Genomic DNA, 15,274 nt, shown 5'->3' with positions numbered 1-15,274 from the left:
TCATTCGTACCGTAGGGTCGCCGCGATCCGGGCGGCGACCTCCGCGGCGACCCGCAGCGCCTCGGCGCTCTTGCCTGGCTCGTAGCGATCCGCGACCGTGTCGTAGTCGGCGCCCGCGATGGACCCGTGGTCGGCCGCCAGCTCCACCAAGTCCACCGGCCAGCCGACCGCTCGCAGGGCTTTGGCGAAGTCCCTGCTGGCCGTCACGGGGACGACGTCGTCGGCCAGGCCGTGCAGCAACGTGAACGGCGTGCCGGTGCGCACCGCCGTCAACGCGTCGGTCGGCACCCGACCGGTCAGCGGGTCAGGCACCATGAAAGCCCCGGCTAGGCAGATGGTGTGCGCCAAGCGGACGTCGCCGCGCAGGGTCAGGCCGGCCGCGGCGCACCCACCCATGGACCACCCGACCAGCACGACGCCATCGGGGTCGCCGGCGCGTTCCCGGGTGAAGTCGAGCGACCGCGACAAATCCCCGCGCCCGCCGTCGTCGGCGTGGGAGTTCCAGTCCGGCGCCACCACCGCCGCGCCACGCTCGGCGAGCATGCCGGCGAGCGGACCGAAGGCCGCACGCGCATCGGTCTGCATGCCATGCCACAGCAGGACCACCGGCTGGGCCGGATCACCGTAAACGTCGGCCAACCGGCCCGGGGCGTATTCCATCGTTCTCACGGCCACGAGGATGCCCGGCGCAGCGGGGATTGAATCGCCAGACGACACATGGCCCACAGATCACTAAGTACGGCGACAACCCGATCGGCCGGCCCGGTGGCTCCACGACCGCGGACCCCGTCGAGCTGGGTGGTTGGCGGCGGAAACCGAGCTCCCACCCGGTGCCCGGCGGAAGTCACCGGCCCGGCATAGCGAGCCACCGGGAAGGATTCTGAGTCTCTTGCATAAGCGGGTCCCGTTGCTGCCTGCGAATTCAGGCCACGCCTTTTCGGCGTAGGACCGGCAGCACGCCCTCGGCGAACCAGTACGCCTCTTCCAGGTGGGGGTAGCCCGACAAGATGAATTCGTCGAAGCCCAGCGAGTGGTATTCGACGATCAAATTCGCGACCTCCTCGTGACTGCCTACCAGCGCCGTACCTGCGCCGCCGCGCACCAGTCCGACCCCGGCCCACAGATTGGGGTAGATCTCCAGCTGGTCGAGGCGACCGCCATGCAGCGCCGTCATCCGCCGCTGGCCTTCGGATTCCGAATGGGCATGCAGCTCAGTCGCATTCGCGATCTGTTCGGCGCTGAGCTCGTTGACCAGTTCCTCGGCGACGGCCCACGCGGCGGCCGAGGTGTCGCGGCTGATCGTGTGCAGCCTGATGCCGAACCGCAGGCTGCGGCCATGTTCGTGCGCCAACGCTTGCGCCTTTTGGATCTTCTCGGCTGCCGCATGCGGTGGCTCCCCCCAAGTGAGATACACATCGACGAACTCGGCGGCGATCGCAAGGGCGGGCGGTGACGAACCACCGAAGTAGATCTGCGGCAACGGGTCCGGGGGCGCCGACACGCGCGCGTCTTCGACGTGGAAGTACCTGCCGGTGAAGTTGACGGCGTCGCGGCGCCACACCGAATTGACGATCTGCAGGAACTCGCCGGTACGGGCGTAGCGCTCGTCGTGGTCGAGCCAGTCGCCGAAGCGGCGCTGCTCACGATCGTCGCTGCCGCTGACGATGTTCAGCAGCGCGCGACCGTCCGAAAACCGTTGCAGCGTCGCGGCCTGCTGCGCCGCAAGAGTCGGGGGCACCAGCCCGGGGCGGAAGGCCACCAAGAACTTCAACCGCTCCGTTTCGGCCAGCAGCGCCGCCGCGGTCAACCACGCGTCCTCACACCATGTTCCGGTGGGCGTGAGCACGCCCTCGTAGCCGAGGCGATCGGCGGCCCGGGCCACCTCTGCCAGGTATCGCCGGCTGGGCGCGCGATGGCCGGCCGGGACTACATGGTGCGAAGACGCATGCGACCCCCCGACTATGGACCGGCTGTCGCCGGTGGTGGGCAGGAACCAGAAGAACTTCGCCGACATGCATCCCCTCCAATCAGCTGGCGAGGCTCGGCCGCAGCGCCTCATTGAATCGACGATCGACCCAGTCGGCGAACTCGGGTGACGACTGCAACTGACCCGCCGCCGCGAACAGGTCGGCCAGGCGCTGCTCCGAGGCGATCACGTCATCGCCGAGTTCTGTCGGCAGGCGCAGGCTGCGACCCTGCGCCACCGCCGAGACCTGTGGATCCAACCCGACTGCGGCGGCGTAGTCCTGGGCCCATTCCTGCGGGTGAGCCCTCGCCCACTGCACCGCCCTATCGAAACGCACCAACAGATCCGATAACGCGGTGTTGCGTTTCGGGTCGGCCAGCGCCTGATCCGACGCGACCCCGAGCCAATCGCCGTTGGTGACGCCCTGCGCCTCGGCGATGCTGCGCACGGGGCTCTGCTGCTCGGCCTGTGCCGTGTAGGGATCCCAGATGGCCCACGCGTCGGCCCGGCGTTGACTGAACGCCGAAAGCGCGTCGGCGGGTTGCAGGTAAACGGGTTTGATGTCCGACGCCTTGAGCCCGGCCTTGTCCAGCTGAGCCAGCAGGTTCGCGTGCGACGAGCTGCCTTTGGCCACCGCGACGGCCTTACCGCGCAGGTCAGCCACCGCCTTGATCGGTGAATCAGCATGGACCAGAATGCGATTGCCCGCGCCGCCACCACCGTAGGCGGAGACCACCTTGATCTTGGCATTGCTGGCCGCCCCGAAGATCGGCGGCGTGTTTCCGGTGATCGCGAAGTCGATCTTGCCGGCCGTCGCCGCCTCCACCTGCGGCGGCCCAGAGGTGAAGGTCGAGAACGCCACGCGGTACGGCAGGTTGTCCAGCTGGCCGGCGGCGCGCAGTAGCGATTCCGTGCCGCCCTTCTGGTCGCCCACCTGCAGCGTGAGACCCGACAGCTCCGACAACGGCACGGCCGCCGGTGCGGTCGACAGTCCCGAATTCGATTTGCGTGCAACGCATCCCGGCAGCAGCAAGCTGGTAGCCGCGGCCAGCGCTATGACTGCTAGCCACCGGGTCAAAGCCGCACCCCCAGCCGGTGTAGCAGCTCCGCTCGGTGCTGCTCGGTGTGTGGACCGGGATCCCCCGGGGCGCGGCGGGGCTCGTCGATGGCCAAGGTGTGCACGACGCGGCCTTCCTCGAGCACCAACACCCGATCGGCCAGCCCGACCGCTTCGTCGACGTCGTGGGTGATCAACAGCACACCGAACCCGTGTTGACGCCACAGATTGAGCAACAGCGCGTGCATGGTCAGTCGGGTCAGCGCATCCAACGCCCCAAAAGGCTCGTCGAGCAGCAATAGCTGCGGTTCGGCGACGAGGGCACGCGCGAGCGAAACGCGTTGCGCCTGACCGCCCGACAATGTCAGCGGCCACGCATCGGCGCGGTCGGCGAGCCCGACGTCGGCCAGCGCCCGCTCGGTGCGGCGCCTCACCTGCTCCTTCGGTAACCCGCTGCGGGTGAGGCCGTAGCCGACGTTGGTCCGCACATCGCGCCAGGGAAAAAGCCGTGGCTCCTGGAAAGCCAGCGTCGGCGCGCCCGCCACCACCCGGTCGCCGTCGTGGTCGCGCGAGAGCCCGGCCAGCACCCGCAGCACGGTCGACTTGCCCGAGCCGCTCCGGCCCAGGAGGGCGACAATCTCGCCGGAGGCCACGCGCAGCGAAACGTCTTTGAGCACTTGCCTGCTGCCGTACCACTTGTCGACGTGGCGCAGCTCGCCGGCGATCCGAGGGCGCGCGTGCGCCATCGCCCCGGGTTCCGCGGTGAGTGTCAAACCTGCCCTTTCAGTTCCGGTACCGCGAAGCGCGGCGTTCAATGAGGCGGACGATCGCGTCGGTGGCGATGCCAAGCAGCGCGTAGACGGTCAGCCCGAAGATGATCACGTCGATCCGCAGGAAATCGCGAGCGTTGTTGATGAGGAAGCCGATTCCCTTGTCCGCGTTGATTTGTTCGGCCACGATCAATGTCAGCCACGCGATCGCCAACGACTGCCGGAAACCTACCAGCACCTGTGGCGCGGCGCTGGGCACGATGATGCGGGTCAACCGCTGAAGGAACGAAAAGCCAAGCACGTCAGCCGTTTCGAACAACTTCGGGTCGACCTGTCGGATCGCCGAGAAGGTGTTGAGATACAGCGGGAAAACCACACCCAGCGCCACCAGCAAGACTTTTGGCAGTTCACCGATTCCGAACCACAGGATGAACAGCGGAATCAGGCCCAAGTGCGGCAAGGCGCGGATCATCTGCATCGGGGGGTCCACCGTCGATTCCAGCCAGCGGGACAGGCCGACGGCCGCGCCCGCCGCCACGCCGATTGCACCGCCCAGGGCGAGTCCCTCGAGGACCCGGATGCCGGAGATGTGCAGCGCACTCGCGAGTTGGCCGCTGCGGGTCAGCTCCAGGCCCGCATCGACGATCAGGGACGGGGCCGGGAGAACGTCCTGCGGGATCACGTTGAGAGCGCTGCCCAGCTGCCACAACGCGAGCAAGGCGAGCGGGGACGCGATGCGCACGAATTCCCATTTGCGGCGGCCCCACAAGCCGGTCTGACCGGACGCCGGAGCGCTACGTGTGTCGGCCGACGAAGCAGCGAGCGTGGTGGTGATGCTCACTATGTCGACGCTAAGGCCGGCCGAGCCGGTCGCGTAAGGGTTTTCATCTGCCTGACGACAACCTCGACCACCACGGGAGCGGGTGTAGCCGTACCGTGGATGGGTGGCCAGGATGCGCGACACCGACGCATGCCCGGGTGCGCTGCAGGTGCACCGGGCCGCCGACGGCGCCTTGGCGCGGATCCGGCTGCCCGGCGGCATGCTGACCGCGGCCCAGTTGGGGGCGCTCGCGCGGGTGTCGAGCGAACACGGCTCGGGGACGCTGGAGCTCACCGCGCGCGGCAACGTGCAGCTACGCGGGATCACCGAGGTGAGCGCGGCGGCCGAGGCGATCGCCAACGCGGGCCTGTTGCCCTCCGCGACGCACGAGCGGGTACGCAACATAGTGTCGTCGCCCCTGGCTGGCCGGGCCGGCGGGGCTGTCGACGTGCGGCCGTGGGTCGCCGACCTGGACGCGGCGATCTGCGCCGAGCCGAGCCTCGTCGAGCTGGGCGGCCGATTTTGGTTCAGCTTCGATGACGGGCGCGCGGACGTCTCGGGCCTGTGCGCCGATGTCGGGGTGCACGCACTCTGTGACGGCTGGGCGTTGCTGCTTGCCGGACGCGACACCGGCCTGCGGCTGACGGCCGGCGAGGTGATCGAGACGCTGCTCAGCATCGCGACACGTTTTGCGACGACGCGTGGAAGCGCTTGGCGTGTCAACGAATTGGACGATGTCGAGAGTCTGCTGCCCGGCGCGGAACTCGGCGCCGTCGCATACCCCGCGATCACCAGGCCGCCGGTGGGCTGGATCGACCAGGACTGGCCCGGCCAAGAAGGCAGGGTGGCGCTCGGCGCCGCGGTGCCACTGGGGGTGCTGTCGGCGAGCGTCGCGGAATACCTGGCGGCGATCGAGGCGCCGCTGGTGATCACGCCCTGGCGCTCGGTGCTGGTGTGCGATCTCGACGAGGGCCTCGCCGACGTCGCGCTGCGGGTGCTGGCCCCGTTGGGTCTGGTCTTCGACGAGAACTCGCCCTGGCTCGATGTCAGCGCCTGCACCGGCAGCCCCGGGTGCGCGCATTCGCTCGCCGATGTCCGGGCCGACGCGGCCGCGGCAGTGGGCGCGGATGCGGGAAGGCATCGCCACTTCGTCGGCTGCGACCGCGCGTGCGGCAGCCCACTTATCGGTGAGGTGCTGCTGGCGACCGGCCACGGATACCGCCAGCTTCGCGGCGATCGCCAGCGCGGCGAAGCCGGGCGCAGCGGGTCGCCGCCAGAACCTTAGGGTAATCGGGTGCTCGACTACATCCGCGACGCAGCTGAGATCTATCGCCAGTCGTTCGCGGCCATTCGGGCCGAAGCCGACCTGACCCGCTTCCCCGACGACATCGCGCGGGTGGTGGTGCGCTTGATCCATACCTGCGGGCAGGTCGACGTCGCCGAGCACATCGCCTACACCGACGACGTCGCGGCGCGCGTCGGCGCCGCCTTGCGCGGCGGCGCCCCGGTGCTGTGCGATTCGTCGATGGTGGCCGCCGGGATCACCGGCGCGCGGCTGCCGGCCGGCAACGAGGTGGTGTCGCTGGTGGCCGACCCGCGCGCCGCGGAGCTGGCCGCTCGCCGGCACACGACTCGTTCGGCCGCGGGGGTGGAGCTGTGGGCCGACCGGCTGCCCGGCGCCGTGCTTGCCATCGGCAACGCGCCCACCGCCCTGTTCCGGTTGCTCGAACTGATCGACGAAGGGGTCTCCCCACCGGCCGGGGTCCTGGGCGGGCCGGTCGGATTCGTCGGGTCGGCCCAGTCCAAGCAAGAGCTCATCGACCGCCCGCGCGGGATGTCGTATCTGGTGGTGCGGGGCCGCCGCGGTGGCAGCGCCATGGCCGCCGCCGCCGTCAATGCGATAGCGAGCGACCGCGAATGACGCCGCGGGGCACGCTCTGGGGCGTCGGGCTGGGGCCCGGGGACCCGGAACTGGTGACCGTCAAGGCCGCGCGGGTGATTGGCGAGGCCGACGTGGTGGCCTACCACAGCGCCCGGCACGGCCGCAGCATCGCGCGTGGCATCGCCGAACCATATCTACGGCCCGACCAGATCGAGGAGCACTTGATCTACCCGGTGACCACCGAGGTGACCGACCATCCCGGCGGCTACGCCGGCGCGCTCGAGGACTTCTATGTGGAAGCCAGCGCGCGCATCGCCGCTCACCTCGACGCTGGCCGCAATGTCGCGCTGCTCGCCGAAGGTGACCCGCTGTTCTATAGCTCGTACATGCATTTGCACACCCGGTTGACGCAGCGGTTCAACGCCGTCATCGTGCCGGGGGTGACGTCGGTCAGCGCCGCCTCGGCGGCCATCGCGAGCCCGTTGGTGGCCGGCGACGAGGTGCTCTCGGTGCTGCCGGGCACCCTGCCGGTCGCTGAGCTCACCCGCCGCCTCGCCGACGCGGACGCCGCGGTGGTGCTCAAGCTCGGCCGCTCGTATCACGCTGTGCGCGAAGCGCTTTCGGAGTCAGGACGGCTCGAGGACGCCTACTACGTGGAGCGGGCCAGCACCGCCGGGCAGCGGATCCTGCCCGCCGCCGACGTCGACGAGGCCGGCGTGCCCTACTTCTCGCTGGCGATGCTGCCGGGCGGGCGCCGCGGACGGCAGTCACCGGTCGCCGGCACCGTCGCGGTGGTCGGCCTGGGGCCCGGCGATCGCGAGTGGATGACCCCCCAGAGCCGGCGCGAGCTGGCCGGCGCCACCGACCTGATCGGCTACGCCGGCTATCTGGACCGCGTGCCGGTGCGCGACGGCCAACGCCGGCACCCGAGCGACAACACGGACGAACCCGCGCGCGCCCGATTGGCCTGCGCGCTGGCCGAGGAAGGGCGGGCCGTCGCGGTGGTGTCGTCGGGGGATCCGGGGGTGTTCGCGATGGCCACCGCGGTGCTGGAAGAGGCCAAAGAATGGCCGGGAGTGAGGATCCGGGTGATTCCGGCGATGACGGCCGCCCAAGCCGTCGCCAGCCGGGTCGGCGCTCCGTTGGGCCACGACTATGCGGTGATCTCGCTGTCCGACCGGCTCAAGCCGTGGAACATCATCGCCGAGCGGCTGGCCGCCGCGGCCGCCGCCGACCTGGTGCTGGCCATCTACAACCCGGCGTCCAAGTCGCGAACGTGGCAAGTCGGCGCGATGCGCGACCTGCTGCTGGAACACCGCGAACCCGGGACGCCGGTGGTGATCGGGCGCAATGTCTCCGGACCCGACGAGAATGTCCGCGTGGTGCGGCTGGCCGATCTCGACCCCGCCGAGGTGGACATGCGTTGCCTGCTGATCGTCGGGTCTTCCCAAACCCAGTGGCATGCAAGCGATTCCGGCGACCGGGTGTTCACTCCCCGGCGCTACCCGCCCGGTTAATCGTCACCGCCCCAGCTGCTGGGCATCATCGGCGCGGTGGGGCCGTCACCGAAGCCTTCGCGGGTCAGCGTCGCCAACCCGCTCGGCCTCCTGAGACCGGATCTCGCTGCGGCACCGGCGAATCCGAGCGGTCCCCCGCCCTGATCGGCGGCGCGCACGGCGTCGTCCGGAGTTTCGTCGTCCACGCTCGAATCGTGATCGAGGTCCATGAATTCGTAGCGGTAGGCGCGGTCGGTAGCCGTTCCGGGGCGGCGCCGCCGGGCCCGCGCCTTCCTCTTAGCTGCGGCCGCCGCGGCGGCCGCGGCGGGTGCGTCGACGTCATCGGGCGCCGGCTCCTCCGACTTGCGGCGCGCCCGGCCGCCGGCGCTGCCGCGCGCCGCCAGCCCGGACAGTCCCACGGCGTATAGGGCGTCGGACATGCCCGCGCCGATACCGTCCGTGGCCGTGGGACTGAAGCCGGCGCTCGGGCCGCCACCGGCCGGTCCGCCACCGGCCGGGCTGGCCACCGTCGATGCTGGGGCGCTGGACATCGTCGGGGCGCTGCTCGCGCTGGCCGGGGCGGTGCCGATCGCCGGCGCCGTCGCGGTCGCCATTGGTGCCGGCGCGGCCGCGGGGGCCGGCAGCGGCGCGGCGGCCGACAGCGGGGCCGCGACACTGATCGCGGTGACCGCGGCCGCCACTCCCCCGGCCGCGGCGGCGCCCAGGACGGAAACCACCATCGGCGCCAGCACCACCGCCATCTGGATGGCGACCTGCATGAAGGGCCAGAAGATCATCAGGGTGTGGAAAATCGCCCAGCCCAGGGCGCTGGACAGCGCCGGCGAGAAGCCCAACTGACCGAAGAACGAAGCGAGGCCGTTGACGAACGGCACCGGCGGAAACGGCCAGCCACCGGGGTTGAGGTCTTTGGAAACCGGCCACGCGAAATTCCTGGTGTACTGCTGCAGCCACGCGGTCAGCTGATCCTGCCAGGACGGGTAGGTCTGTGCGGCCTGCTGCTGGGTGTCGGCGGCTTGCACCGTCGCGACGGTCGCCTCCGCGGCCGGGGCCACGATCGTGGGCGCGGGTGTGGTGGTGGGGACCGCCGCGAGCGCGGATTCGGCGGCCACTTGGTAGGCGGTCATCGTCGTGGCGGCTTGCACCCACATGCGCGCGTAGTCCGCCTCGTTCACGGCAATCGGAATGGTGTTGATGCCGAAGAAATTCGTCGCCACCAGCGCCCCATGCGTCGCGTGGTTGGCCGCGAGCTCCGGCATCGTCGGCATCGCGGCCAGCGCCGCGGTGTATGCCCCCGCCGCCGCCTCGTGCAACGCCGCGGCCGTCGCGCTTTTGGCGGATTCCTCGAGCAGCCAGGCCAGATACGGGGCATGGGCCGCGACGTACTGCTCGGCGCTGGCTCCCTCCCATGCGCCGCCCTGCACGGCGCCCAGGAGCCCGGTGAGTTCCTCTGCGGCCTCGGCGTATTGGCTGCTCATCGATGACCACGTCACGGCGGCGGCGAGCATCGGCCCGGGTCCGGGACCGCTGCTGAGCAGGGTCGAGTGCACCTCGGGCGGAAAAGCGATCCAGATCGGGGCGGTCATCGTCGGGGGTTTCCGGGCAGCAACGCGAATACCTCTTCGGTGAATGTCGGGGCTGTTGACATCCAGTGGTCGGTTCGCCGGACCGATTAGTTCCCGCCGTTTGATTTCGATGCTCTTTGCGCGCGGACCGGGCATGCGCAACGATGCAGGGATGCGGTGTGACGCGGCACGTGAGGCGCTTTCGGCTCGATTGGACGGCGAGCGTCCCCAGGCGCTCGCGCAGCAGGTGGATGCCCATCTCGAATCGTGCCGGCGATGCCGGTCCTGGCTCATCGGCGCCGCCGCGCAGACCCGTCGGCTCGCCTCGATGGAGCCGGTTGACGGGCCCGACCTGGTCTCGCGAATCATGGCGAACATCGGCGAAGAGTCCTCCGGGCACCAGCGCAGGATGCGTTGGCTGCGTTCGCACTACCGGCGGTGGGGCCTGATCGCGGTCGGGCTATTTCAGGTGGCGATCGCCGCCGCGCAGATCAGCGGTATCGATTTCGGCATGGTGTCGAGCCACATGCACGGCGCAATGTCGGGGGAGCATCTGCTGCACGAGTCGACCGCCTGGCTGCTGGCATTGGGCCTGGCGATGGTCGCCGCCGGTGTCTGGCCGGTCGCCGCCATCGGCGTGGCCGCGATCACGGGCGTCTATTCGGTCGCGCTCCTCGGTTACGTGATCGTCGACGCGTTCGCCGGCGAGGTCACGGCGACGCGCATCGCCAGCCACATGCCGTTGTTGTTGGGCCTTGCGTTCGCGTTGTTGGTGGCGCGGGAACGAGTGAGGTCGGATCGGATGGGGTCCTCTGATGTCGGGTACGACCCGGCTTGGCCAGCCGAGAACCCCACCGAGCGGCGCCGCGCTCACTTGTGGCCCATCAACAGGTCCGCCCTTGACCCCGCCGCGGCCGCTACGACAGGCCGTCGTAGACTCACGGAGCCCGCGAGACAAAGGTGGTTCGCCATGATCGCGTCCAGCGATGACGAGGCCGTTACCGAGCTCGCATTGGCCGCCGCGCGTGGGAACGACCGGGCACTCGAGGCATTCATCAAGGCCACCCAGCAGGACGTGTGGCGGTTCGTCACCTATCTGTCCGATGCGGGTAGCGCGGACGACCTGACTCAGGAGACTTTTCTGCGCGCGATCGGCGCCATCGAACGGTTCTCCGGACGGTCGAGTGCCCGAACGTGGTTGCTTTCCATAGCGCGCCGCGTGGTGGCCGACCACATCCGCCACGTCCAGTCACGCCCGCGCGCCGCCCTGGGCGCCGACCCGGAACGCGTGATGCGCGGCGATCGTCACGCCCGCGGGTTCGAAGACTTGGTCGAGGTCACGACGATGATCGCGGGCCTCGCCCCCGAGCAGCGGGAAGCCCTGTTGCTCACCCAGTTGTTGGGCCTGCCCTACGCCGACGCCGCGGCGGTGTGCGGCTGCCCGGTGGGCACCATCCGATCCCGCGTCGCACGCGCTCGCGACGCGCTGCTGGCCGCAGACGTCGAACGCGACGACCTGACGGGCTAATTCAATTCAGCCGCGTCACCCATGCGACGGCCTCTTCGACGCTGCCCACCGCCGTCACTCCAGGCGGTAGCGGTGGCCGCCCGACCATCACCACCGGAATGCCCAGCGCCACAGCCGCATCCAGCTTCGCCCGCGTCATCTCCCCGCCGCTGTTCTTGGTAACCAGGGCGTCGATGCGATGTTCCCTCATCAGCGCAACCTCGCCGTCGTAGCGATACGGGCCGCGGGACAGCACCAGCTGGTGGCGGCGCGGCAGCGCGGTAGGGTCGGGTTCGGTGACCGCGCGGATCAGAAACCACGCGTCGCTGTCGGCGAAGGCCCTGATCCCCGATCGCCCGGTGGTGAGAAAAACCCGCGAAAATGCCTGCTCAGCAACGGTTTCCGCCGCCCGTGAGTCGGATTCCACGACGATAGCGGAGCCCGGGTCCCAGGCCGGACGGGCCAGCACGAGATGCGGCATCCGAAGGTCACGGCAGGCTTGCGCGGCGTGCGCTGTCATGGTCGCCGCGAAGGGGTGGGTCGCATCGATGACCGCGTCGATGCGTTCGTCGAGCAGCCAGCGCCGAAGCCCGTCGACGCCGCCGAAGCCGCCGATGCGGACGGGACCGACCGGCAGCGCGGGGTCGGGCACCCGCCCCGCCAGGGAGCTGACGATGTCGATGTCCGGGTGCATCGCCTTCGCCAGCGCGCGGCCTTCGCCGGTGCCGCCGAGCAGCAGCACTCGCATCAGTGCCCGCTCCCCCGTGTCCGGCCGGTCGAATAGAGGTAGCTGTCGGTGAACCCCTCGGCGGCCAGCACGTCTCCGACGATGATTACCGCGGTCTTGGTGATGCCGGCCCGGTGCATCTGGCCGGCGAGGTCGCCGAGGGTGCCCCGCAGCACCGCCTCTTGCGGCCAGCTCGCGAAAGCCACGACGGCGGCGGGTGTTTCGGATCGATAGCCGCCGTCGAGAAGCTGCGGGACGATGGCGTCGATCTGGGCGGCCGCCAGGTGCAGGACCAGAGTCGCGCCGGACCGGGCGAGGCTGGCGAGCTCTTCACCGGGCGGCATGGCGGTGGACAGGGTGGCCACCCGGCTCAGCGTCACCGTCTGCGCGACGCCGGGAACCGTGAGCTCACGCTTGAGCGCGGCCGCCGCTGCGGCGAAAGCCGGCACTCCGGGCACGATTTCGTAGTCGATGCCGAGCGCGTCGAGCCGGCGGCATTGTTCGGCCAGCGCGCTGTAGAGGGACGGGTCACCCGAATGCAGCCGCGCCACGTCGTGACCGCACGCGTGGGCGTCGGCGAGTTCGCCGATGATCTGCTCCAGCGTCAGCGGCCCCGTGTCAACGACTCTCGCGCCGGGCGGGCACAGCGCCAGCAGGTCGTCAGGCATGATCGACCCCGCGTACAGGCATACCGGGCAGGCCTCGAGCAGCCGCTGGCCGCGGACGGTGATCAGGTCGGCGGCGCCCGGCCCCGCCCCGATGAAATAGACGGTCATTTCGTCATCGCCCACTGCGTGACCGGCATCTGCGGCCGCCATCCGGTGAAGCCGCCGAGCGGCTCGCCGTGATAGTGCTGGAACCGCCGCAATTCGCCTCCCAGACGCGAATATGACTGTGCCAGGACGGCTTCGGACTCCGCGGTGACCGCGTTGACGACAAGACGACCGCCGGCCGGCAGCGCGTCGAGGCAGGCGTCCAGCAGGCCGGGTTGGGTGAGGCCGCCACCGATGAAGATCGCCGACGGCGGCTCGAGCCCGCCGAACGCGTCCGGCGCCGCACCGCGTACGTCGATCGGGACGCCGAAGGCCGCGGCGTTGACTCCGATGTTGTGGCGGCGTCGTTCGTCACTTTCGAATGTTACTGCACTGCAACTGATTCCGATGAGGCACCATTCGACGCTGATGCTGCCCGAGCCCGCGCCGACGTCCCAGAGGCGTTCACCCGGGCGCGGGGCCAGTGCCGCGAGTGTCATCGCGCGGATTCCGTGTTTGGTGATCTGTCCGTCGTGGACGAACGCGTCGTCGGGCAGCGGCGACAGTCGCTTGTCGGGCAGGTAGCGGATGGCGATGACGTTGAGGTCGTCGACATCCGTCGCCGCGCCGTTAGCCCACTGGTGTGCGGTGCCGTCGTGGCGGTGTTCGGCTGGGCCGCCGAGGTTTTCCAGAACGGTGTACTCGGAGTCGCCGCGGCCGTGCGCGTCGAGGAGTGCGGCGAGTTCTTTCGGTGTGGCGGCGTTCTTCGATAGCACGATTGCTTGGCCGCCGCGGCGTACCGCGCTGTGCGTTGGCGCGGTGACCAGGCTGATCACCTCCGTTTCGTGCAGGCTCCAGCCCATTCGAGCGCACGCCAGCGCCACCGAGGACACGTGCGGCAGCACCCGGACGTGGTCGGGGCCGTAGAGCCGGATCAGCGTGCCCCCGATGCCGTGCAGTAGCGGGTCGCCGCTGGCCACCACGTGCACGTCGCCGGTGTGTTCGTCGAGCAACCTGTGCAGCGCAGGCAGCATCGGCGAGGGCCACTGCCGGCGGGGCGCCGGCGCGGTGTCGTCGAGCAGGTCGAGTTGCCGCTTCGAGCCGTAGATTATTGTCGCCCTTTGCAATTCATCGCGGGACCGTTGAGTGAGCCCTACCATGCCGTCGGCGCCGATGCCCACCACGATGATCATCGCGGCATCCTGCGCCATAAGGACGGCGGCAGCAGGCGCATCACGGCGGCAGCGGGTCCCAGCGCCCACGGGATCCACACGGTGCGCCGGCCCTTCGTCAGCGCGCGGGCCGTCGCTTTGGCCACCTGCGCGGGCGTGCTGGACAGCGGCGCGGGATCCATGCCTTGCGTCATGCGTCCGATCACGAAACCCGGCCGGGCGATCAGCACTTTCACGCCGGTGCCGTGCAGGGCGTCGGCCAGCCCGCTCGCGAAGCCGTCCAGGCCGGCCTTGGCCGAACCGTAGACATAGTTGGCGCGACGCACCCGTGCGCCGGCGATCGACGAGAACACCACCAGTTGGCCTCTGCCGGCTTCCCGCATCGCCGCGGCCAGGTGAGTGAGCATGCTGACCTGGGCGACGTAGTCGGTGTGCACGACGGCGACCGCGTGGGCGGCCTCGGCCTCGGCCCGGGCCTGATCGCCGAGGATTCCAAAGGCCAGTATCGCTGTGGCGATGGGTCCCTGATCGGCGACGACCGCGGCGACCAATGGACCGTGGGAATCCAGGTCGTCGGCGTCGAACTCCCTGGTGTGCACCGTTTTGGCCCCGGCGGCTTTCAACGCGGCGACCTGCTCGCCGAGTTGGTCGGCCCTGCGCGCGGCCAGTACCACCGTCGCCCCGGGCGCCAGGAGCCGTGCCAGCTCGACGCCGATCTCGCTGCGCCCGCCCAGGATCAGTACTGGCCCTGCGCCCGTGTCGTCCACGGCTGCGATTATGTCCTGCGCTAGCGTGGGCGGTGATGGCGAATACCACTACCCGGCTCACCGACGATGCTTTGGCGTTTCTGTCCGAACGGCATCTGGCCATGCTGACCACGTTGCGAGCCGACAATTCGCCGCACGTGGTGGCGGTGGGGTTCACCTTCGATCCGAAGACGCACATCGCGCGGGTCATCACCACCGGCGGATCGCAGAAGGCGGTGAACGCCGACCGCGGCGGGGTGGCGGTGCTCAGTCAGGTCGACGGCGCGCGGTGGCTGTCGCTGGAGGGCCGGTCCAAGGTCAACAGCGACGTCGACGCCGTGCGTGACGCCGAACTGCGGTACGCGCAGCGCTATCGCACCCCGCGGCCAAACCCGCGGCGGGTGGTCATCGAGGTGCACGTGGAGCGGGTGCTCGGGTCGTCGGGCTTGCTGGACCGGGGCGAGGCGTAGTCCTGGCATATTCATCGAAGGTATCGGTCAAGCGACCCGGCCAGCCACGGCGACCAGCGTCAGCATCGTGCCTTTAATGGTCTTTCCGGCGTGGGTCAAATTCCGTACCTGAAATGTCATCCCAAAATTTGGGAGATACATCTGCCACTCGATCTTCCGGAGCCACAGCGTTAATCTTCTCTTCGAACTCGTCAAAGATCCTTTCCGCCTCTGCCAGCTCCTCTTTTGTCGGCGGAGTCACGCCCGCCTCTTCGGGTGTAGAGAACGTCTTGCCAGCAATCCTCTCGCTCACTTCACACCTCCTATCTTGTTGCTTTGGTTAGACA

16 protein-coding genes and 1 pseudogene are annotated in these 15,274 nt (G+C 69.5%); 6 read left to right on the top strand and 11 right to left on the bottom strand.

Features of this window, described 5'->3' with window-relative positions; all coding sequences use genetic code 11:
* The 5 genes from A5695_RS02980 to A5695_RS02960 form a co-directional block, all read right to left on the bottom strand.
* Window positions 1-669 carry an alpha/beta hydrolase gene (locus A5695_RS02980; RefSeq protein WP_197515341.1) on the bottom strand — a complete coding sequence of 223 codons (669 nt, stop codon included), beginning with the start codon at window positions 667-669 and terminating at the stop codon, window positions 1-3.
* Window positions 670-922: 253 nt separating this feature from the next.
* Window positions 923-2,014, bottom strand: a complete 1,092-nt coding sequence (locus A5695_RS02975; RefSeq protein WP_068077899.1) for an LLM class flavin-dependent oxidoreductase — start codon at window positions 2,012-2,014, stop codon at window positions 923-925.
* 13 nt (window positions 2,015-2,027) lie between these two features.
* Complete coding sequence (locus A5695_RS02970) at window positions 2,028-3,044, bottom strand: ABC transporter substrate-binding protein (protein WP_068077896.1); 1,017 nt, start codon at window positions 3,042-3,044, stop codon at window positions 2,028-2,030.
* Window positions 3,041-3,796: an ABC transporter ATP-binding protein gene (locus tag A5695_RS02965; protein ID WP_082945815.1), complete on the bottom strand. Its 756-nt coding sequence runs from the start codon at window positions 3,794-3,796 to the stop codon at window positions 3,041-3,043. The genes A5695_RS02970 and A5695_RS02965 overlap by 4 nt, the downstream gene beginning before the upstream one ends.
* Window positions 3,797-3,806: 10 nt before the next feature.
* Complete coding sequence (locus tag A5695_RS02960; RefSeq protein WP_082945814.1) at window positions 3,807-4,634, bottom strand: ABC transporter permease; 828 nt, start codon at window positions 4,632-4,634, stop codon at window positions 3,807-3,809.
* A gap of 103 nt (window positions 4,635-4,737) precedes the next feature.
* Here A5695_RS02960 and cobG point away from each other — a divergent pair, with 103 nt between their 5' ends.
* Genes cobG through A5695_RS02945 form a run of 3 tightly spaced genes read left to right on the top strand, consistent with a single transcriptional unit; the run spans window position 4,738 to window position 8,012 of the window.
* Entirely contained in the window at window positions 4,738-5,898 is a 1,161-nt protein-coding gene (gene cobG / locus A5695_RS02955; RefSeq protein WP_068077891.1) for a precorrin-3B synthase, read from the top strand.
* A 9-nt stretch (window positions 5,899-5,907) separates the two neighbouring features.
* Window positions 5,908-6,534: a precorrin-8X methylmutase gene (locus A5695_RS02950; protein WP_068077889.1), complete on the top strand. Its 627-nt coding sequence runs from the start codon at window positions 5,908-5,910 to the stop codon at window positions 6,532-6,534.
* Window positions 6,531-8,012 carry a precorrin-2 C(20)-methyltransferase gene (locus A5695_RS02945; protein WP_068077887.1) on the top strand — a complete coding sequence of 494 codons (1,482 nt, stop codon included), beginning with the start codon at window positions 6,531-6,533 and terminating at the stop codon, window positions 8,010-8,012. The genes A5695_RS02950 and A5695_RS02945 overlap by 4 nt, the downstream gene beginning before the upstream one ends.
* Here the strand turns inward: A5695_RS02945 and A5695_RS02940 are convergent.
* Window positions 8,009-9,595, bottom strand: a complete 1,587-nt coding sequence (locus A5695_RS02940; RefSeq protein WP_068077882.1) for a PPE family protein — start codon at window positions 9,593-9,595, stop codon at window positions 8,009-8,011. The genes A5695_RS02945 and A5695_RS02940 overlap by 4 nt on opposite strands.
* A 43-nt stretch (window positions 9,596-9,638) precedes the next feature.
* On the opposite strand from A5695_RS02940, the pseudogene A5695_RS29995 reads away from it, so the two are divergent.
* A pseudogene (locus A5695_RS29995) lies at window positions 9,639-10,364 on the top strand (DUF2275 domain-containing protein); the annotation flags it as partial.
* Window positions 10,365-10,544: 180 nt separating this feature from the next.
* Window positions 10,545-11,102: an RNA polymerase sigma factor SigC gene (gene sigC / locus A5695_RS29380; RefSeq protein WP_231974698.1), complete on the top strand. Its 558-nt coding sequence runs from the start codon at window positions 10,545-10,547 to the stop codon at window positions 11,100-11,102.
* A gap of 1 nt (window position 11,103) precedes the next feature.
* On the opposite strand, the gene A5695_RS02930 is transcribed toward sigC, so the two are convergent.
* Genes A5695_RS02930 through A5695_RS02915 form a run of 4 tightly spaced genes read right to left on the bottom strand, consistent with a single transcriptional unit; the run spans window position 11,104 to window position 14,499 of the window.
* Window positions 11,104-11,832, bottom strand: coding sequence for a cobalt-precorrin-6A reductase (locus tag A5695_RS02930; RefSeq protein ID WP_156749432.1), 729 nt, complete (start codon window positions 11,830-11,832; stop codon window positions 11,104-11,106).
* Window positions 11,829-12,584 carry a precorrin-4 C(11)-methyltransferase gene (cobM, locus tag A5695_RS02925; RefSeq protein WP_068077878.1) on the bottom strand — a complete coding sequence of 252 codons (756 nt, stop codon included), beginning with the start codon at window positions 12,582-12,584 and terminating at the stop codon, window positions 11,829-11,831. Before cobM ends, A5695_RS02930 begins: the two co-directional genes overlap by 4 nt.
* Window positions 12,581-13,753, bottom strand: coding sequence for a bifunctional cobalt-precorrin-7 (C(5))-methyltransferase/cobalt-precorrin-6B (C(15))-methyltransferase (locus A5695_RS02920; RefSeq protein ID WP_068078139.1), 1,173 nt, complete (start codon window positions 13,751-13,753; stop codon window positions 12,581-12,583). Before A5695_RS02920 ends, cobM begins: the two co-directional genes overlap by 4 nt.
* Entirely contained in the window at window positions 13,750-14,499 is a 750-nt protein-coding gene (locus A5695_RS02915; protein WP_068077875.1) for an SDR family NAD(P)-dependent oxidoreductase, read from the bottom strand. Before A5695_RS02915 ends, A5695_RS02920 begins: the two co-directional genes overlap by 4 nt.
* Window positions 14,500-14,534: 35 nt before the next feature.
* Between A5695_RS02915 and A5695_RS02910 the strand changes: the two genes are divergently transcribed.
* Window positions 14,535-14,948, top strand: a complete 414-nt coding sequence (locus A5695_RS02910) for a F420-dependent biliverdin reductase (RefSeq protein ID WP_068077873.1) — start codon at window positions 14,535-14,537, stop codon at window positions 14,946-14,948.
* A gap of 73 nt (window positions 14,949-15,021) precedes the next feature.
* Here the strand turns inward: A5695_RS02910 and A5695_RS27145 are convergent, their stop codons facing one another.
* Window positions 15,022-15,240: a hypothetical protein gene (locus A5695_RS27145; RefSeq protein ID WP_082945813.1), complete on the bottom strand. Its 219-nt coding sequence runs from the start codon at window positions 15,238-15,240 to the stop codon at window positions 15,022-15,024.
* Between the last annotated feature and the right edge of the window lie 34 nt (window positions 15,241-15,274).

This window comes from Mycobacterium sp. E1747 (genome assembly GCF_001667775.1).
Classification (GTDB): Bacteria; Actinomycetota; Actinomycetes; order Mycobacteriales; family Mycobacteriaceae; genus Mycobacterium.
This window is presented reverse-complemented; position numbering and strand designations above follow the sequence as displayed.